The sequence below is a fragment of the Faecalibacterium sp. 7 genome (genome assembly GCF_049562865.1).
Taxonomy (GTDB): Bacteria; Bacillota; Clostridia; order Oscillospirales; family Ruminococcaceae; genus Faecalibacterium; species Faecalibacterium wellingii.
The window spans coordinates 1,694,218-1,714,376 of sequence record NZ_CP186911.1 but is presented as its reverse complement, the minus strand read 5'-3'; the positions used below and the strand labels follow the sequence as shown (position 1 = coordinate 1,714,376).

Annotated in this window: 14 protein-coding genes and 1 pseudogene; 1 reads left to right on the top strand and 14 read right to left on the bottom strand. The window is 49.5% G+C overall.

Going from position 1 to position 20,159, the window contains the following annotated elements:
• The first annotated feature begins 211 nt into the window (after positions 1-211).
• Entirely contained in the window at positions 212-1,195 is a 984-nt protein-coding gene (locus tag ACKXF7_RS08350) for a helix-turn-helix transcriptional regulator (RefSeq protein ID WP_050004277.1), read from the top strand.
• A 60-nt stretch (positions 1,196-1,255) separates the two neighbouring features.
• On the opposite strand, the gene ACKXF7_RS08345 is transcribed toward ACKXF7_RS08350, so the two are convergent.
• From ACKXF7_RS08345 to pglX, 14 genes and pseudogenes are all read right to left on the bottom strand, one after another.
• Positions 1,256-1,609: a TnpV protein gene (locus tag ACKXF7_RS08345; protein ID WP_423741050.1), complete on the bottom strand. Its 354-nt coding sequence runs from the start codon at positions 1,607-1,609 to the stop codon at positions 1,256-1,258.
• A gap of 26 nt (positions 1,610-1,635) precedes the next feature.
• Positions 1,636-3,516 carry a DUF4368 domain-containing protein gene (locus ACKXF7_RS08340; protein ID WP_423741049.1) on the bottom strand — a complete coding sequence of 627 codons (1,881 nt, stop codon included), beginning with the start codon at positions 3,514-3,516 and terminating at the stop codon, positions 1,636-1,638.
• Positions 3,517-3,606: 90 nt separating this feature from the next.
• Positions 3,607-4,557: pseudogene (locus ACKXF7_RS08335) on the bottom strand (type IV secretory system conjugative DNA transfer family protein); the annotation flags it as partial.
• Complete coding sequence (locus ACKXF7_RS08330; RefSeq protein ID WP_012741698.1) at positions 4,554-5,024, bottom strand: PcfB family protein; 471 nt, start codon at positions 5,022-5,024, stop codon at positions 4,554-4,556. The gene ACKXF7_RS08330 and the pseudogene ACKXF7_RS08335, both read right to left, overlap by 4 nt.
• A gap of 91 nt (positions 5,025-5,115) precedes the next feature.
• Positions 5,116-6,165, bottom strand: coding sequence for a hypothetical protein (locus ACKXF7_RS08325; protein ID WP_118001048.1), 1,050 nt, complete (start codon positions 6,163-6,165; stop codon positions 5,116-5,118).
• A 14-nt stretch (positions 6,166-6,179) separates the two neighbouring features.
• Positions 6,180-6,893 (bottom strand): antirestriction protein ArdA, encoded by a 714-nt coding sequence (locus ACKXF7_RS08320; RefSeq protein WP_003500154.1) that lies wholly within the window; start codon positions 6,891-6,893, stop codon positions 6,180-6,182.
• Between the two features lie 4 nt (positions 6,894-6,897).
• The gene (locus ACKXF7_RS08315; protein ID WP_007887907.1) at positions 6,898-7,983 is read right to left on the bottom strand and encodes a DNA cytosine methyltransferase; all 1,086 of its coding nucleotides are present in this window, start codon (positions 7,981-7,983) and stop codon (positions 6,898-6,900) included.
• Positions 7,970-8,326 (bottom strand): hypothetical protein, encoded by a 357-nt coding sequence (locus ACKXF7_RS08310; RefSeq protein WP_178105371.1) that lies wholly within the window; start codon positions 8,324-8,326, stop codon positions 7,970-7,972. The genes ACKXF7_RS08315 and ACKXF7_RS08310 overlap by 14 nt, the downstream gene beginning before the upstream one ends.
• 309 nt (positions 8,327-8,635) lie before the next feature.
• On the bottom strand, positions 8,636-10,015 hold the full coding sequence (locus ACKXF7_RS08305) for a ParB/RepB/Spo0J family partition protein (protein WP_423741048.1): 1,380 nt from the start codon (positions 10,013-10,015) through the stop codon (positions 8,636-8,638).
• A 45-nt stretch (positions 10,016-10,060) separates the two neighbouring features.
• Positions 10,061-10,828, bottom strand: coding sequence for a DUF262 domain-containing protein (locus ACKXF7_RS08300; protein WP_423741047.1), 768 nt, complete (start codon positions 10,826-10,828; stop codon positions 10,061-10,063).
• 15 nt (positions 10,829-10,843) lie between these two features.
• Complete coding sequence (brxL, locus tag ACKXF7_RS08295) at positions 10,844-12,961, bottom strand: protease Lon-related BREX system protein BrxL (RefSeq protein ID WP_423741046.1); 2,118 nt, start codon at positions 12,959-12,961, stop codon at positions 10,844-10,846.
• 20 nt (positions 12,962-12,981) lie between these two features.
• Positions 12,982-15,579 (bottom strand): BREX-1 system phosphatase PglZ type A, encoded by a 2,598-nt coding sequence (gene pglZ, locus ACKXF7_RS08290; protein ID WP_348583028.1) that lies wholly within the window; start codon positions 15,577-15,579, stop codon positions 12,982-12,984.
• Between the two features lie 20 nt (positions 15,580-15,599).
• A complete protein-coding gene (locus tag ACKXF7_RS08285; RefSeq protein WP_348583026.1) occupies positions 15,600-16,622 on the bottom strand; it encodes a DUF2971 domain-containing protein in 1,023 nt (340 codons plus the stop codon).
• Positions 16,619-20,158, bottom strand: coding sequence for a BREX-1 system adenine-specific DNA-methyltransferase PglX (pglX, locus tag ACKXF7_RS08280; RefSeq protein WP_423742623.1), 3,540 nt, complete (start codon positions 20,156-20,158; stop codon positions 16,619-16,621). Before pglX ends, ACKXF7_RS08285 begins: the two co-directional genes overlap by 4 nt.
• Between the last annotated feature and the right edge of the window lies 1 nt (position 20,159).

Here is a 20,159-nt window from a genome sequence, read left to right as displayed (position 1 = left end):
AGTCAGCTAACCAGCCAGTAATGTCATTCTACTCAGTGATTTTTTGGGTGTCAAATCCGGCAAAAAAGGTCAAAACAGGAGTTAAAAGTGGAAAAACAACCGGATATATCAGTGCTTTTTGTGGTTTTGCTGACAGCCTTTGCGACATTTTGGGGCATAAAAAAAGATACTGCGGATTATTCCGACTACATAAGAAACGGGGGTGAGCAGGATGCAGACCGATTCTACACAGGCCGCGCACGAATTAGGGGATGCTTCTTTTTATCTGCATGATTATCATTTTCGACAGGATAATCATAATGGAATCTGCACCTTGCAGCCGCAAAACAGACAAGGCTATGGAAATATCTATCAGGTTCAACCGACAGATGGATTATTCCTGTCAACCGGAAGCTGGATACCATACGCCTCAATGGAACGCAAATATGAGATCAATCAAAAGCTGGTGAAAATTTATTATTTGGAATCCGGCGGTGTTACCCTGATCCAGAATGGGCGGAAAGCCCAACCTATCACAGAGGGAATCCACCTTTATCTAAATAAGCCGTCACAGGGGCGAGTATTATATCAACCCAATATACCAATCAGCTATGCGTCAGTTTTGCTGTTTGAAGATTACATAGAGAAAAATCTGCAAGACCGTTTTACCCCGGACGATTTTGACTATGCAGAGGTTTATGATTGGAAAGCTTTTGATTATAATACCCCGGAAATTGGAACCCTGTTTTTGCAGATACGGGATAAACTGATTGCTGGCGAAACCTCCCGTCTTTACTACGAAAGCAAAGTAGGTGAACTGCTTTCTATTGTGGCAGGCAACTTTCATAAACAGCGACAGGAGATAGCATCTAAACACCAGTCTCTTTCCAAACAAGAGAAAAAGGCGCTGGAATCTGTACGTCTGGCTATTGAACAGAATATTTTAAACCCACCAGAACTCTCGCAGCTTTGCAAAATAGCAGCAATGGGGCAGACCAAACTTCGAGAATCATTCAAAGCCATGTATGGTGTTCCTATTGGGGCTTATATCCGACAGGCAAAAATGCGGTATGCGCTTTTATTGATGTCAAAACCGAATTTGACAATCGGCAATATTGCAGAGCATTTGGGCTATGCCAATGCAAGTAAATTTGCGGCCACTTTCCGTAAAGTTTATGGAAAATCCCCAGAAGAATATAGGAATCAAAAAAGATGAAGTCAGTCTATTTACACTAACTTCGTCTTTTTGATTATATTGTAATTTATTGTTAGGGAATCAGTCGTTAATCAATTCTGCTAATATGATTTCTTCTGCCTGCGCTTTCAGCGTGTTCATCAGCCCCATCCAGCGCATAGGGTCACAGGCTTTCAGTTCCTCCGTGACACCCGCAACTTCCATCATGTGAGGCAACATGGTTTCCACACGCCCCTGTGCTGTCCGCTCAATCTCTAACAGGTGTGGATACAGCTTCTCGCTCATCAGCAGATGGTTGTAGAGAATGGGGCGATGTTCCTTTAGGTAGGATTTTCGCATTCTGCCGTACTTGCTGATAGAAGTTTCCGGCTGTTCAGAAAGTTTTAGGTTGGGTATATCATAATCTCCACAACGAATGTAAGTCAACTTACTCATATTCATTCTCCTTTGCTTCGTGATGATTAGACTGCTGCGCTGGCTGCTATGCTGCCTTTGCGTGGTTCTTCTTTCGGCAGCTGTCCGACAGTAGAAAAAACGCCTTTTTTCATATCCTCAGCCCGGATCAGGGCTTTCTTAGCGTCCATTTCCGCTTTTTTCTTCGCCTTGATTTTGTCCTCATACTGTTTCTGTGCGCCGCTGGCTTTCCGCTTCAAATAATTCTGATGAAGCCTGTCCTTGCGTTCTTCTTTTTTCTGCAGTTCTTCCTGTTCCTCCGGGGTTAAAGGAACCGGCTGTAAGGATGGTGGGATATAGCGTCCTAAAAAATTGAAGTAGATTTCAATTTCCTGCGTGGTGTCCTGGCTGCCTTTTCGGGCGCGTTCGTGGACAAGGATTTTCTCTATAAACTCGTTGAGCATGGTGTTTGTCAGCGTGTCAAAATTCTCGTACTTATCAATCAGGGCTATAAATTTCTCTGCTGATTTCTGGCTCTGCTCATAGCCGGTAACAGCCTTTTCCAGCTCTGCAATTTCAATCTCAAGTGCATCCTGCTCTTTGGCATACTGTGCATCAAGCGCCTTATATCGTGCATCCGGCAGCTTGCCGAGGGCGTTGTCCTCATAGATTTTGCAAATCAGTTTTTCCAGTTCTCCGGCTCTCTTTTGGGCAGCAGCCAAACGCCTGCGCTTTTTCGATATATCGGCACTCTGTTGAGCAACCTGCGTCTCCTGAACAGTGTGAATAAATTCCGTCCGGTCATTTCTGGAATATTCAGCGATAGCCCGGAGCGTGTCGGAAACCAATGTCAGAACAGCACTCTCATTGATACGGTGTTGAGTGGGGCATAGTGTCCCACACGGAATTTTGGTATAATTGGAACAGGTATATTGAGAAATCCGCCTGCCATTGTTGGTGCGGTGGACATACATCTTGCCGCCACAATCTGCACAATAGAGCAAGCCTGTGAGGGGAGCCGCTTCGCCCCAGCCGTTTGGATAACGCCGTACATTGCTGCGGATTTTCTGCACCAAATCAAAGGTCTGCTGGTCGATAATGGCTTCATGGGTATTCTCAAAGATCGTCCATTCGTCCTCAGAAACATAGTGGCTTTTCTTGTCCTTAAAGTGCTTGCGGGTCTTGAAATTGATGGTGTGCCCTAAATACTCTCGCTTTTTCAAAATGTTCACGATGGTAGATGATCCCCATCCATAGGGGTCTTTGACCGGCTTTGAACGGTTCACACCTTCGTTGAATCGGGCAAGGTGTACGACAGGAATTTCAATCCGGTCTGCGGACAACTTGCAAGCGATCTGATAAGGCCCATATCCCTCCAGCGTGAGGGAAAAGATACGGCGTACCACTTCGGCGGCTTCCTCATCTACCAGCCAATGTTCCCGCTTTTCATCCCACAAGTAGCCGTAAATCACGGTGCCTGTCAGGTGCTTACCGCTCATGCCTTTTGACTTAAACACAGATCGGATTTTCCGGCTGGTGTCGCGGGCGTAAAACTCATTCATGATATTGCGGAAGGGCGTAAAATCATCGTCGCCTTTCAGACTGTCCACGCCATCGTTGATGGCAATTAACCGTACGCCGCGCTGCCGCAAAATCTCCATGACCTGGCCGACTTTCAGATAGTCACGCCCTAACCGGCTCATGTCCTTGATGACGATTGCCTCTACACGCCCTGCCTCCACTTCCTCCATCATCGCCAAAAATCCGGGGCGGTCAAAACGGGTGCCTGAGATACCATCATCGGTAAAGTGCGTAGGGTTGGACAGCCCATTCCGGCGGGCAAAATCCTCTAACATCTGTTTTTGGTTGGATATGGAATTGCTCTCGCCCTGTAACTCATCGTCCCGGCTCAGGCGCTCGTACAGTGGGGTGATTTTTTCGTTTCTCATAGCTGTACCTCCTGAAACAAAAATGCTCTAAGTGATTGCTTCACTAACCATGACAAAATCATGATTAAGAAGTCACTTAGAGCATATATCACCGCTGGCGAGCTTGTATTTCTTATACTGCCTCACGGCGAAGTGCTGGGGGCTGCGACGTTCCAACCCGTCAAACATATAGTCCACCGCGTTTTTGAAGGTTTCGTCATCCTCCCGGACTTCCATGCTGTTTATCATTTCCACCAGCGTATTCATGTTGCGTTCTTCCTCCGGCCCCTCAAAGACGATGTAGGACACAAGGGCGCAGTACAAGAGGGTTTCTGCTTTTGTCCAGAACTCGTCGCCCTCCTTGCCGTCGCCTTTGGTGTTGGCAATCAGGGCGGTAACAAATTTCAAAACATCGCTTTCTGTCTTGATATAGGCCAGCGGATTGTAGTGCATGGATTTTGAAAAGTCGATACTGTTGAACACCCGCACCCTGTATTTCTCCCGTTGCAGAAACCGCCCGCACTGGTCGAGAGTGCCGCCCTTCGGGTCTACCACCACATACGAGGAATGGGCCTGAAGGAGCTGCGGAGTCAGCCAGAACCTTGTCTTTCCCGAGCCGGACGATCCGATGACACAGGCGTTTAGGTTCCGGGCATTGGCGGGTATTTTCGGACGGGTGTTCATGGTCAGGAACTCCGTCCCGGTCAGAATGACATTGTTCTGAAATTTAGGGTCTACAAACGGCTTTATATCCTCCTTTGTTCCAAAGCGGGCGGTGCCGTACTCTGCATCCCGCCGGAATTTTTTCGCCTGCCTGATCTTTGACTGTATCAGCAGATACACCCCAGCCGCACCGGCAAGGCCCACCAGCAGGTCAATACCGCCAAGCCCCGGCCAGTAGGTTTCAAAGGCTTTGGGGAAGGTATCAAGCATCCCCATGAGCTTTGTCCCGAAGTCTGTGCCGGGGGCGATCCGGTAGGCCGTCCCGATTTTGGAGAAAAACCAGAACACAAAGAGGTACGGCAGGTTTGGGAGCACATATTTTCTGATCTTGTCACTCAACGTCCGTCCTTCACCGCCTCTCTGGTCCGCTGCTTTTCCTTTGCCTGCGTCCTGATCTGCTCCGTGAATTTCCGAAGCTGGCCGAGGATGGAAGCCTTGTCCTGCTCTTTGTTCAGCACCTTTGCGCTGTACTTCTGGAAGGCCGCCGTGATAGCGTCCGCCTGATTGGCTTTGAAAAACAGTAGGTAATGACCGGGGCTCACTTTATGGAAAGCGTAGTCCACATGGAACTCCTTTGCGATCCGGTCAAAATCCTTTGGGGCTCCCACATAGGGCATGGCGCTTTTGCCGCCATAGTGGTTCATCAGCTTTTTTACACTCTGGCGTCCCTGCGGGGTCAGCGCCTTCCGGTGGTGCTTTTGCAGCGCCCGAACCACCTTGCCAAGAGCGGCAGCCAGCACTTTTCCTGTGAGCTTCGTTGTCCTGATCGAAAGGGCAACCGTTTTTTGGTTTACTTCTTCCTGCATAAAACCTCCTTTCCGTCGGGGTCCCCGCTATCCGGGAGGCCCCCGTACAATATCGGGGAACAGAAAACCTCGGGCCAATGTGGCCCGAGGCTTACCGCTCGGCATCCCTGCCGGACGGAGCTTTCTTTTCCGGCTCCGTCTGGACTTTTTCGCCCTGTTCCCGCATGGTCTGCAAGATAGAGGGCTTCTTTTGAAGCTGGGAGGGCTTTTCGCCGGACAGCGGCTTGATACATTCCAAACGGTCAGCCGCCCGGATGGCGTTGTCCGTGAGCTGCCTCTGCCATGCTCCCACGCTGGGAGCCCAGCGGAAACCGCTGCTTTTCAGCTCGGCTCGGGTGTCCGCGTCAGGCTTTCCGTCAAAGAACACCTGCAAGCGGTTGTCCTCCCGGTTCATTTCCACACGGCCCCCATCGAACTCCCAGCCGGAAAATTCCTGCTGTGCCTGTTTGGAAAGCTGTTCGATACGAGCCTTTACCCGGCGGATCTCCGCATTGTTGTTGGTAAGCTGATAGCTTTCAAAGGGCCTCGGGTCGCTTCGCCAACTTGACGCCATGCTTGCTTTCAGCTTTTCAATCTGGTCCGGCGACAGCAGCGCACAGCCGTCCAGCTTGCCATGCTTGCGGTAATAGGCGTTGACCTCCTTCATAATGAGCTGGGAGCGTTCCAGCCCGTCCAGCTTCTTCTGGAGCTTTTCAATCGCTGCCGGGTCATCGGCGCTGATCCCGCCCATGCCGGTGCTGCGTATCTTATCCAGCAGCCCTTGAATATGCCGCCATTCCTCCATGTTGCTGTCCCGCGCCCGGTTCTGTTTTTCCTTCTTTCCCACCGGGAAATTGGAAGGCCCGGCGATCAGCACAGAGGGAACCCTCGCGTCAATGGCAAAGCCTTGGTTCATGTTTTCGGCCAGCTTGCGGGCGTAGGTGTCTAACAGATGGTCGATCTTCTCATGGTACATGGGGTCCACCCGGGATTTCTGCTTTTCCGCTATGGCGGCGGCCTTGTCCACCATTGCCCGGTATTCCGCCGTTGCGCTCCCTTCCTTGTAGTCGGAAAAGCTGTTCATTTCTTTTGCCCGGCGGGCGGCTCCTTCATTGATAGGGTAATAGTTGATGGTATGCACCTCCTTTATGCTTCGGGCCATGCTGGCCCGAAGTCTTACCGTTCTTCATGGGAAGGCCCCGCCTTGTCCTTTTTCGGAGCGGGTGGGGCTTCTTGAAACCGTTTGAGTGTAGCGAGAATGGAGTGGACAGGCTCGGCCTTTTCAGGATAGGCAAATATCCGGTGTTCCGGCGGGATGTCCTGCGGCCCGTGGTAATACTCCTTGAAGCCCTCCGGGACTGCCGACACATACCCACCGGGAGCGAATACGCCGCCCTCGTTGATACGCACATCCCGCCCGTATGCCTCATAATCGAAGTAGTTCTGAATGTGCTCCGGTATGTCGATAGTCCCAAGCTCGTCGGCGTAAAGACGGCCCAGCCCTTCATCATCGGAAATATCCGGGTAAAAGCGGTAAAGGTCAAGGTTCTGCGTCAGGTTTATCAAATCCTTCACGCTCCTTGTGTGGTTTCCCAAGACAAGAGCGGCTTCAAAGGTTTCCAGTCCGCCCTTATCCCGTACTTCCAGCAGGGCGTGGCCCAGCTCGTTCAGCTCGTCGATGTTCTCACATTCGTAGAGATAATCGTAGAGCCCCAGCACATCACTGTCAAAGCTGGTAAAGAACACTTCGCTGTACCGTTTCCCGTCTATCCCGATTTTGGCAAGGGCGGCCTGCAACTCCTGTGTCGTCATGGGGAAATGTACCGTTGTCCCTACCTCGATCCCCATTAAGGGGTACAGGGCTGTATTGGTTATATAGGCTTCAAACATGGGCTTATTCCTCCTTTCCGGCCCGGTCAGCCAGCACCTCATAGATCCCGGCCATAATGTAATCGGCGCAAGGGAGGGCGATCGCATTTCCCAGCGCCTTGTAGCGTTGCAGAGGCCGGATCTCCACGCCGTCCGCCCCGTACTTTGTCCAGCCCTCCGGCAGCCCCATCAGCCGTTCACTTTCTGTTTCCGTCAGAAAACGGATACAGCCACCCTCCGGGTCGCCCTCATACCAGAAGGCAAAGGGCGTTACATCACTGGCTAAAAGAGTGGGAAAAGGGTCAGTTGGTAATCCGAAGCTGTTTCGGAAGGCCGTTTCTTCCTGCCTTTTTGCCGCTCCCCGCATACGGAAGCACTGAAAGGGGTGGATGACTGGTATCTGCCGCCCTGTTTCAAAAGAAGCTGTTCGATCTCCTTCGGCGGCGGCCCGCCCGCCCTCTCCGCAAGGCGGAGGAAGTGGGAGCATTGGACGGGGCTTAAATAGTATGTCTGCGGCACGTCTGCCTCCAAAATCCGCCACGACGAAAATCCGCTGCCTTCGTGCCAGCCTTCGGGAGCCTGCCCAATACTGGGCGTCCATGAGCCGCCAGCACACATCAGGCGTTCCCCCTCGCACCATTCCGGCGTTTCCCCATCTTCCCGAAGGAGGCATTGGAACTTCGGTGTCCGAGAAGGCGGATAGGACGGCTCTAAAGTCCATCCGGTCATTTGTAGAAAACGCTCCCATGACGTTTTCCCAAACAGCGATAGCTGGATATAGGTTATCAGTAGCATCCCTCATTTCCTGTATGATACGAAACGCCTGATAGAACAGGCTTGATTTTGCCCCGGCAAGGCCGGAGCGATTGCCGATCAGAGAAAGGTTCTGACAGGGAGAGCCGAAGGTTATCACATGGACCGGCGGGATTTTCCCGCCGTCCACCTTCGTAATATCTCCCAAATGCGCCATATCGGGAAAGTGCCTTTTGGTTATGGAGATGGGCGCTTTTTCAATCTCGCTGGCCCATACCGGACGGATACCGCACCGGGAAGCAGCCAGAGGGAACACGCCGATCCCGTCAAAAAGGCTCCCCAGCTTAATGTCCGGCATAGCCCGGGGTGCCGTGTCCCTTCACGGCAAGCACCCCTTCCAGCGTTGTCGCCGCAATGCCCAGCCGCCCGGCAACCGCAATATCGTTTTTTACATCCTCGTCCACAACGCTGCCGCAGACGATCAGGGTATGGGAGCGCCGCAGCATATCCCGGCGCATATCAATCCCGGCCTTGTGTTCCTCGGGAACGCTGTCATTCAAAAACAGCGGCAGATACAAGAGCGGGCAGATTGGGGAAAAGCCCGCCTCATAAGCAAGGCGGCAGTAGTGGGCCGCCAGCTCCATATCAACATCCGGCTCGCCGCTCCATGCGGCGGTCAGGTACGCTAAAGGTCGTTTCATTGGTTGAGCCTCCATTTCTGTTTTGGTTTAGGGAAAAGCAAGGTATCGCCCAACCCCTCCGCCCCTTCCCCCGGGAAGGGGAACGGCTCTGGAGAATTTATATCCCCGTCGCTTGACCGGGAAAAAGCATAACCGGGAGAAATCCGTCAAGGGTGCCTCCGGCACCGCCTGCGGCGGCGCTGCCCTTGACTGATTTTCCCGGCTATGCTACGGAATAACTGGCGACGGGGAATAATTTATATCTCCAGAGCTTCGGGGCGCGGGGCAGAGCCCCGCAATCCTCGGGCCATGCTGACCCGAAGTTTTAGCTTACTTTTCCTGTTCGGTTTTCTTCTCCGGCTTTTCGTGTTCCTTCTGCTGACCCTTCCAGTCGTCCAGCAGCTTGATGATCTGGTCCTTCATTTCCCGCGGCGTAGTTTCCTTGCCGAAATACTTGCTCAGTTCCGCACCTGTCAAAATCACTTTGTCTACCTCCTTTTTGTCCTCCATCATAATGCCGCCGATCACATCCCCGTTGAGCAGCTTCTTTTCGTCCAGCTCACGCATACGCTTTGCCTGCGCCTGTGAAGGAGAGGACTGCTGGCTGTCAATGGCGACGGCGATATAGTTCTGGTTCTTCTTGCCGATATAGGAAAGCTCCACCGCCGTAGTAAAGCCCAGCCTTTTTTCATCCATCAGCTTCATCAGGTCTGGAACCAGCTCATTGAGACGGATATACCGCTGCACCTGCTTGACCGCCATCTTATTGCGCTCGGCCACGATCTCGTTGGAGCGTTTACCTGCGTCCTTCGGGTCAATCTGGCCCGAAGTGCGGGAGCCCTGGTGCTTGATGGCTTCAAGCTGCATTTTTAAGGCTTTGGCCCGCTCACTGGGGAGGATTTCTTCACGCTGGTTCAGATTGTCCTCCACCATCTGTGTGATGGCTTCATCATCTGTCAGATTTCGGACGATACAGGGCATATCCGCATATCCGGCAAGCTCACTGGCTTTCTGGCGGCGGTGGCCGGACACGATCTCATAGCCGCCATCCTCACGGGGACGGACGATAGCGGGCTGGGTCACGCCCTTGTCCTTGACGCTGGACACCATAGCCCGCATTTCTTCATCATCCCGGACTTCAAAGGGATGGTTCTTGAAGGCGTGGAGTTCGTTCAGCTTGATATAGACGATCTGCTCCTTGCCCCGGCGTGGAGCATCCTTTGGCTTTTCGGGTCCTTTCGGAGCGGGAGCGGCCTGTATCGTTGGAGCCGTTTTTTTCTCCGGTTCCTTTTTGACCGCCTTTTCCGGTTTCTGTGCGGGGGCTTTGGACTTCGGGGCTGCGGCCTTGTCCTTATCTGTTTTCGGGGGACGGCCCCGGCGCTTCGGCTGTTCCGGCTCTTTGGGTTTTTCCTCTGCTTTTTTCGGAGCCTCCGGCTGCTTTTCCGGTTTCTCCTCTTTTGCCGGGTCAGACTTTTCCCCGCTGGGAGCTGCCGCCCGTTCCTCGACCTTCTTTTCCTTCATAATTTCAGAGAAGTTATAGACGGAAACCTGCGGGTTCTTTACCTCTGGTTCCGTCTTTTTTTCCGGCTCCGGAGAAACGGAAACCTTCTCCGGCTCTTTTGGGGGAGCGGGAGGCGTTTCCTTGCCCGGCCCGCTATCCGTTACCGGCTGTTCCGGCGTTTTTGTGGTTTTATCATCTGCCATAAGCATTTACCTCCTGTTTTTTGGCATGAAAAAAGAGGCTCAACTTTTCAGTCAAGCCCCCGTGGGAAGTTCCTCCTTTCTCCGCCATGATACAAAAATACCGCCCGTAGTCTCGTTTGGGCGGTACTTTGTGTAAGATTGGCAGTCCATTATTAAGTTTTTTATTATGTTCCCTTTGTACACCGTTGCAACAATTACTTTAGACAGAAAATCCATATACAACTTTGCCGCATTCGGATCATACTGATGATATTGCATATAATCCATCTGCCACTTGCTGTATTTACTGGGATCTAAAATAATGTTCAGAGGAAACATGTTCTGTGCATACTCCTGCGAAACAGAAGAAAGATCCAACTCAATTTTTCTGCCAAAATCTGAAGTTATTTTTCGATCTTTCGGAACAGAGACAACAGAATCTACTCGATCAATCGTACTGTTAACCGCTTTGACCATATCAATATAATAAAATCGCTCTATTTCCTGTCCTTTGTCTGTCTTTGTCCTAACAGCCTTCTCACTAAAAAGCGAAGAGTAAACGGATGTCAATCGTTGCTGTCCATCAAGAATCAGCTCATCTGGTGTTACTTTGTCTGCAGAAGGTGCCCCTTCAACGACTCGTGATTTGAAATGAATACTCTCATTACCGTATTCCAGAAACATTGCCGCGCCAACAGGATAGCCATTTGTGATACTTGCAATCAGTGCTTTTATTCTACTGTCGTCCCATACCCATCCCCTTTGAAAGTCAGGAAGTTGCGTTTTTCCAGTATGGATCGTAGACATCAGGTCTGTGATTTTTCTATCATTCGTTTTCATAGAGCACGCCTTTCTTCACTCCACACCAAGTGCTTTAAACACCGCATCCTCTGCGCTGCTGTAGAAGATCAAATTAAAACTTCCCACTAATTCGGGAGGTACAGTTCCAAGATCTGCAGCGCTTGTAATCGGCAGCAGAACTTTCTTCGCTCCACTATCAAGGCAAACCTGCAAGCTGTTCGCAAGCTCATCTACCTTTAGAATTGTACCACTGATACTAATTTCACCTAGAACAGCAAGGGTACTGACTGTTGGCCGTCCAAGCGCAATACTGCACAGCGCAATCAGCGTAGGCAATGCTAATTTTCCTGTCATGCCAATACCTTGCAGATCCTGATAATTGATGATGTAGTCTTTAGATGCAGTGCTGATGCCTCCGCTGATGCGTTTTCCATTTGCTTTTAGGAAATTGAACGCCGTATTCGTTGACTCTTTGCAGTCACGGTCACTGCCAAGACCTGTGCGCTCAAACTTTCCGCTACCAGGCAACATCTGACTTTCCAAACGGAATACACCAATCATGCCACTTTTTCCGCGAGATACTGTGTAGACCTGTCCTGGATTGCACATACCATCTGGAATCAACTTGCCACCGCCCTGTTCAGGAACCGACACATAATGCTCCGACATGTCTTCCAAGTCGATATAGGAGAAGTTCACATCGTAGAATTCCATCCCGCCCAGCTTTTTCAACTGTTCTTTTACGCGGCGACGCATCTCCAATGAAATCTGCAGAACTTCTTCCAGTTCAGATTTATCAAACACTCCATCTGGGTACATCAGTTTTAGATAACCATCCACCATACGCCGTACAGCAATGGTATCACGCTGATTCAAATTTTTGCCCAATCGGAAATAATGATCCAGCGCATCACCATACTGTTCTTTCCGCAGTTCCCGGATAAACTCAGCCAGATAATCGCTGATGAAACCATAGTCATTCGTAAAATGTTCGGGTCGAAATTTCGGGATCTCCCAGCCGGGCAAATAGCAATGGATACGATCCAGAAATGCAGTGTCCGTTCCCATTTCGGGAGGGAACGGATCAAACAGGCTAGAAGTTTTTAATAGAATATCTACACTCTGGTTGATATTGCCCACAAAGACCATTGAAGCTGAAGCGACCTTTTCTTCTTTACCACGGGCAAAAGACCCAGATGCCATATAATCCTTCATGATCTGGATGCCGTCTTTATCCTTGAACTTGATTCCGGCAACCTCATCAAAAGCCACACAGTCCCAAAGACCAACCAAGCCAACCGATTTGCGCCCCATATTGTAGAACAGGTTTGCAACGGTCGTCTGTCCACCAGAAATCAAAATGCTGTTGGGCGAGATTTCTTTATAAAGATGCGATTTTCCCGTACTGCGGGGACCAAGTTCACAGAGGTTGAAATTGTTCTCCACCAGTGGAATCATTCGTGTGAGCAGGAGCCATTTTTCTCTTTCCGTGAATTCGTCCGGTTCCATGCCGATAGAACGCAGAAGGATATCCAGCCACTCATCCTTTGTAAAAGCTTTACGGCCACGCTTTAATTCGTCGATATCGATATGCGGCATCTGGATCGGTGTTAGTTTACGGATGCTGATTGGAGTAAGATCCTTCTGCTTTTTCTGGCTGGACTGCAACGGTTCACCGCCCAGATCAACAAGGCCAAAATTATTGTCACCCTCTACTTCATAATCCAGCTGTACAATGCACCAGATGCCTCCGCAGAGCAGCCGATCATATTTTTCCGGATATTCATCCGAAATGGGCACCTTGTCCAATCCCAAATTAGAGAAACTGGCAAAGAAGCAGTTCTTCTTAATGTCAAGATTGACCGTGATCATATCAATAACAGTATGGCTTCCCTTTTTTCGCAGCTGTGACAGAATTTTCTGTGCCTCATCCGGACGAACAAAATTGTCCGCCAGAATCCGTTTTACATTTTGTACGCCTTTTTCAATAATAGCTTCATCATCCGAACTACAGTACTGGCCTAATAAAAACTCTAGCACATAAACCGGGACATTCGCACCTTCTTTGATCTTTTTAGTCAAATCCTTGCGAACGATCTTTCCATCAAAATTCTGCCGTAATTTTTCCTTGATTTCGTCTCGACAGCAGCTATTTTCCGCATTCGGCTCCATTTATAGTCCTCCTGCTCCCATCAGTTAAAAAAATCGAATTCATCAATCGCAAATGCAATATCGATCTGGAACTGTTCCCGCTGCTGCATCTGCTGACCCTGCTCATTCGCAATCACCAGATAATAGGTTGCTGTATTGCTGAACTTCATCGATTTGAGGTTGAAGTTGCAATGGAACGTACGATCTGCGCCGTTCTCACTGGTTTTGTCCGCAATGATCTTCTGGGTATCGCTGACAGGCTTTCCGTATTCATCCGTAAACCACACCAGATAAGTAGCAGCCTCACGGTTTGCACTTACCGCATCTTTCTGGTAGAAATCCAGTGAAAAGATCATATTGCTGATCTTCCGACTGGAAGAAAGCAAACTCACTGTTACGGGGAGCGTATCATACTTCTGCTTATTGCGTCGATATTCCATAGAGCCGTTGCGCAGATAATGATATTCGATCACCGGAACCGTCATTTCCTGCAGGCTGATACCGCCATGCACAAAATTCAGCCCGCCACCATTCATCTTGATGCGAATACCTTCCCGTGGAGCAAATCCAGTGTATTCCGTTTTTCCGTCCAGGAATTTTACAGGAAGCAAATACTGCGGATCCGCCTCCTTCTGCATGATTGCATAGCGTCTGCCATATTCCACTTCCATATCATGGAAGCTGGTTTTATCCACTTTGTCATCCTCGGTCAGCGGACTGTAAGTGTACAGGAAGCCATGATCTGCTGTAATCAGAATGTTCGCCCCGCCGAAGTCATTGACGATAATGCGCACCATATTCTTCAGTTCACTGATAGCCCTATCGCATGCCGGGAACACAGAGGTGTCCGAAGTATGGCTTGCTTCGTCAATGGTATCATGGTAGATATAGACTACATCCATCCCCTTGACCAGTGCCGCACGCTCTGCACGTTTCATCCCGATGATGTTCTTATACTGCAACGCCACGCTGGCCGGATTTACACCTTTCAGGACCTTATCCCGGTTCGTGCTTGCGGTAGACTGCCCATCGGCCAGAACATTCAGTACCTCATTTTTCAGTTCAGCCGTCAACGCCTTATGTGGGAGCAGTGCCGCCATGCCAAATTTCGTGATAGACGGGAAGATGCTCTGCATACTGCCAAGTTTCACATTGCTCTGCGTTTCTCTGCGCAGTTCATCTGCCAGTGATGCCGCCACCTCGTAACGCATAGCATCCGAGATGATCACGAACACGCGGCTGTCTGCCGGACGGATATGCTCATTGTAGAAATCCGACTGCTGCGGAATTTCCAATACGCGGCCATGCTCTGCCATCTCATCAGCACATACATCCGACCAGTTTTTGCCGAGGCCTCCCAGAAACCAGTAGGAGTACAGCCCCTCTACCTTATCTACAACATGCTTGAACAGGTCATCCAGTTTGATATTGGAGGTTTCCAGACTTCTCTGGAAACTCAGATGGAACAGGCGATAATAGGTGTCCATCCTATAATAGTCCTCCGCATATTCTTTCCAGACCTGCTTTGCGTCCGGGGTATGGAACCCTGCGGAGTGCTCTTTGAAGAACTCCTGCATGTTGGCCACTTGCAACAGACCCTCGTAGAAATTGCGGAAGTACTCGTACCAGACACAGATGCGGCGTTTTTCCACCGTCTTTGTGATCACATCCACATCAATGATATGGTCACTGATCTCCGTCATCAGCTTACTCAGGATGATCTCGTTGATGCACGGGAAACACTCCGTTGTCGCCAGATCATCAACCGTCAGTTTTTCCAGCCTCTGCGGCAGATGTGCTTCATCTTCCACATAGCGGGCCACGTCATAAAGCTGCTGCAGATCACCACTGTGCAGCCACTCCGACACCAGCTCGTAGCAGTACGCCTGATGCGGAATGGAAAGGAACTTCTCAAGCCCTGCCAGAAATTCCGGGCGCAGTGTGCGCGTAGAAGCTGTCAACAGAAGATGAATTGCCAGCTGCCCAAGATCCGGCTCTTCCTCTGCATAGCCACAGCCCTGTCGAACCATTGCCCAGAAAGCTTCTTCCGCACTATAATCCACAAAACTCTGATAGATTGGATTCTGCGCTTTATCCAACCCACCACGAAGCACGTTCAGCAAGATTTCATTGGGCTGTGCTTTTTTCATACCGCAGAGCGCCGCCATCACGGCCATGTGCAGCTGTGCTGGAGTGGCAGGTATCTTATCCTGTGCCATGATTTTGGCACGACGAGCCTGTGCACCAAAAAACTTCCGGTAGTGCTTCACCAACTTGCGCATAGAGGGATTGTCCAAGATATCCAGTTCCTGCATCCAGTTGGAAACAGCATCCGTCCGGTAGCTTTCGCTGTATAGTTCAATATCCAACAGCCAGTCATCCTCCTGCCGCTCGTAGGAAATGGGGCAGTAGACGACATAGTTGCTCGCCAGGTCATCCACCGACAGCATTTTTTTGACCGCAAAGGTATTGCTGCCAGTCAGTGCAACCAGCTTAGCATTTTCAAGCCGGATCTCATCCAGCTTGTCCGCATACTCCTTTTCTTCATCGTGCCAGAAGATGATCCGGCGCTCATAAAATTCCGGCAGCGGTACCGCAAACCGGCGGTTGAGGTCTAGTACGATTTTATCTGTTTCCATTGTTATAATCCTGTAATTTGTTAATAGCGAACTGGGATTTTCGACTTGTTAATTTGAAAGTTTTCAACTCGATATGGAAGAGATTTCACAAATTGTATAACACCGTTTTTCTTTAGTTCAAAGTTCAAACATGGGGCAATTCCAATGGATGCTACATTCCAAAAAGTTGCTTTCAAGTCTAAGTCGTCAGTTCCCCAAATTGGAACTTTTATATATGGTGTCAATACGCCATCTACTGCCCGAAAATTATACATTTGCACATTTGATCCATTTTCCGTTGTATAGGAAAGAATCTTTATATTTTCTGTAGGGACAACTGCGACATATCGATATTCTTCTTCGGTTGAAAAACTTTCGTGTTTAAAGAACAGTGAATTTAACGAAACCCATGTTTCAAATTCGCCTCGAATCTTTTCATCCAACTTGTCAGAGTATTCATATTGTATCCACGACTCATAAATGTGATTAACGGCTTCTTTAATTTGATAATATTTTTCATCATCTTCGTAAATCACAGAGCCATACTCTATCGCAATTCCCTGTTCTCTATTTATCCAAGTGTCTTGAAGCGCCAGAGTATCAAGTCCAATATTATAGCCATTATAGCTTCCGTTTTTAGCATAGTATTTCCACATACTGAGACTATCAGAATCTTTCGATGCCGACAAGACAAAATACCGACAGGCCTTTCCTTTATAGGCTTTGTCAATTGTGCCAAATCGGTAGTCCTCATATGCATTCACTCGAATATCAGAAAGGACTCTAATGAATCTTTCTTCGTAATCTTTTTTGCATCGTGCCCAGAAACGATTCAAGTCTTCGTTTATATTTTTCCGTTCACTTGCGTCATTTAGAAACTCCGCATCCGTAAAAAAGATTTCACGATTTTTCAGGATTCCCATAAGCCCTTCTGGTGAAGTGTAATGATACGCAGCACATGTATCGCCAATAAAAGCACGCTTATAAGAAATTCTATTTGACAAAACGGTTTTTGTAACATGTTTGGTATGTAGGGAAAGGCTTATTTCTTCTGTTTTTCTCATTTTATTTTCGCCAGCACGTCCTTAAAGATCTCATAGTTATGCTTCACACCATCGTCCAGATCAATCTTAATCATCTGATCGGCCAGCGCATGAACTTTTTCCTCATACTGATGCAGCTCGGCGTCCTGCGCCTGCACTTTGTTCAGTTGCTTAGTCAGCTTGACACGCTCGCTGGTGCTGGTGGCAGCGGCCACCTGTTTTTCCAAACCTTCGATGGCAGTACGGTAGCGCGCCTGCTGCTCGTGGACATAATCGGTGCGGATGCGGGCAATGGTGTCCGGCTGATAACGGTGCATATAGATCAGGCACTTAAAGCCGTTCTTCTTACCGCTGTCAAACAGCCAGTAGATGGGCCGCTTCTGGTAAATTTTGCAGTGGTCGGCATAGAAATCGTTCAGGAAGTAGTTGCGGATGACCTCTTTCGGCTGCCCCTTGCCGCCCAGTGCGTTTGCAATAAAGCGCAGATTATCCTCCAGCGAGCTATTACCGTATACCACCCGCACAAACTCCACAAAACGGCCCACCATGTCATCTTCAAAGTATTCGTCGTCACAGATGGGAATAATACCGTCTGCATCCGGCTTATAGATATTGTATTTGCCATCGTCCCATGTACCGCCTGCATACGCAAGACCATCATAGGTGGGAGAGTAGCGGCCAAACATACAGCCCACAGCGTAGGAGATAAAGGAGCGCACATCCCGGCCAAGGTTCGCTTTGCGCACGGTCACATCCTTATCTTCTACTTCCGGGGTCAGTTCATCCTGCAAGCCGTAAATATCAATAAAAATGCGGTTCAGTTCTTCCTCGTTGGCTTTCAGCTTCTCAAAGCGTTCTTCACATTCGCCAGCCCAGATGTCATAGCACTCAGCAAGGTAAATGTTTCCAATATCCATCATGTTGGGGTACTTGGTAATGGCTTTGATAAAAGGGTGGCGGGTAAAGTCCCAAGATGTTTCAAAGGAGTCCCAGTCCGCTTTTGAAAATCGAATGTTGTCTGCTGCTGTAAATTCAATTTGTTTCTTTTTGTTTTTATCTATTATCACAGGAATGGCTGCGACGTTTTCAATATTGAATGTTAATGTTGGGTTCAAAATATTCAAGATGTACGTCGTAAATTTTGATGCCAATAGCGCAGCAATATACATCATTACATCATTGTTGCAAAACATTGATGCACCACGACCATCAAAAGCAAATCCCCTAGGGGACACCCTCATTCCAAAAGCGGATGTACTAACATCAGACCAATTTATAGAAGGCTTAAAGAAAAAGCCTGTACTCGATGAACGATATCCTGGAAGTCTTTCCATAATTTGGCGAGATTTCTTGTCATACGCAATCACATAATCATTATTTCCATACCAAAGCCTAAAAGAGCCACCTTTTTTATACGGCGCAAATTTACAATTGGAGGAATCAAATTCCTCCAAACTACTTGCATCAAAGCAAATCTTTCTTCTGTTAATTTCAAACCATAGCTTAAGACATACATCATTATTCCCCGTTGACATTCCATGGCGAGGCTCTGCATAATCACGAACTGACTTTTCTGAAAAGACACGAAAAACATCCTGTCCAATCCAGTATGCCACCGGGCTTCCCGGAATTTTTGCAAAGTTATCTTGATTTGCAATATAACGATTTTCACAGGCAAGGAACATATCCTCTTTGCCCTGCTGGGTGGTAGGCTCAATCAGGCGGCAATACACACCTTTATAATTATCAATATGCGTCCGCACACGCACAAACGAGGTCGTCTGCACCACTTCGCCGCCGATTTCCTCAAATGCTCGTGCGCCAAGATGTGCCATGCTGACGGTTTCAGTCAGCATCATCTTCTCCCGCAGTTTTTCAAAGCTGGACAGGAACATCCATGCGTGCTGGGTGATCATTGCCTGATAACCGTTCTGTTTTGCCATACGGGAGCATACTTCAATAAACACGGCAAACAGATCGCTCTTGCTGTCCGGGTAGTATTTTTTCACATACTCAGATAAATCCGAGTTCATATTAGATGCACCCATATACGGCGGATTGGTGACGACCACATCGTATTTCTGCGCTAACGTCTGTGCCACCCGCACCAATGGGAGTAATTTTTTGCGAATACTCTCTCGATGGAACGAGGACACGTCTGCCGCCTCGTCAAACCGGGCATAGAGGGCATCCCAGTCCTGCGGGGTGATGGTGAGGATGGAGCCATACTCCTTAGCATCGTAAAGCTGGGTGAGGATGGTGTGCATAGCATCGTTCAATTCCGGCTTGCCGTTGCAGAAATACTCCACATCCGGCTTTTCGATGCGGTTGCTCTCCTCAATGGCATACACATGAGGCTGGGTAGTGTGGCTGAAAAATCGGCGGTCATACCGGCGGGCCTTCATCATCACCGCAAAATAGGCCAGCTGGGCGGCGCGGTCATCAATGTCCAGACCATAGAGGTTGTTCTGCAAAATGCTGGTCACGGCATCGCGGGACGTGTAGCCGTAGTTCTCGTAGATTTGCATCAGTACATCGAACAGATACGCCAGAATATGGCCGCTGCCGCAGCAAGGGTCGATGACCTTGATCTGTTCCGGGGTCAGGTCGGCATACTGTTTGCTGATCTCGGACAGTTGGGCCTGTACCTGCGGCTCCTGCTGGGCTTCCTCCAGATAATAGTGCCACTTGGTGTCCTCCGGGTCACGGTTCCCGGCAGTATAAGCTGCTTGCTCCTCCGGTGTGGGCAACAGCTGTGCTTTTGCGTCCGGGTGACCCTCCACCCACAGGCGTCCAAGGCTGTTTTCCACCATGTACCGCACGATCCAGTCTGGGGTAAACAGCTGGGTCGCCGCCGGGATATTCTCCTTGGTGATCTTGACATTTTTCTTGAGGGCGGCAAACACGTCGTCCTTTTTCTCGCTGTTGTAGTACTGATACAGCCATCCAATGATCTGGACGGCATCCTGCCAGTTGTCCTCCGGGATCTGGGAGATCATCTGCTCAATGACGCTGCCCTCCCGGAGCAGGTTGTCCGGCAGAAGCAGCTCCGTGTAGTCCGCAATGGTCTGGAACATTCCGGGAAGAATGCTGTTCAGCGCGTTGCATTGCACGATGAGCAGGTATTTGTACAGTTCTTCGGTCTGCTCAGCCTCTTTCAGGGCGTAGACTTTGTCCTTATCCAGCTTATCCAATTCCAGATGCAGGGCTTCGGCCAGAATCTGGGGCTTGAACGCATTGTTTTCATCCGTAAACACGCGCACATGGCTGGGCAGATAGCCGTTGACCTCCATGAACCGCAGTGCCGAGAAGCGGTTGAACCATGTATACGCCACCTCTTCCATGACCTGCTGGTAGCCTTTTTCGTTGATCTGTGCGATCAGTGCCCTGCGCTGCTGCATCTCTTCTGCAGACAACACTTTGCCGTTGACGCTATCAGCACCGGCGTCCACCATTTCCGTTTCCGTAATGCCGTACTGCTGAGCTTTCTGCGCCACGCGGGAGAGCATCTCTTTCCGTGCCCAGACCGCATATTTCTTGATGGCGTTTTTATCCATA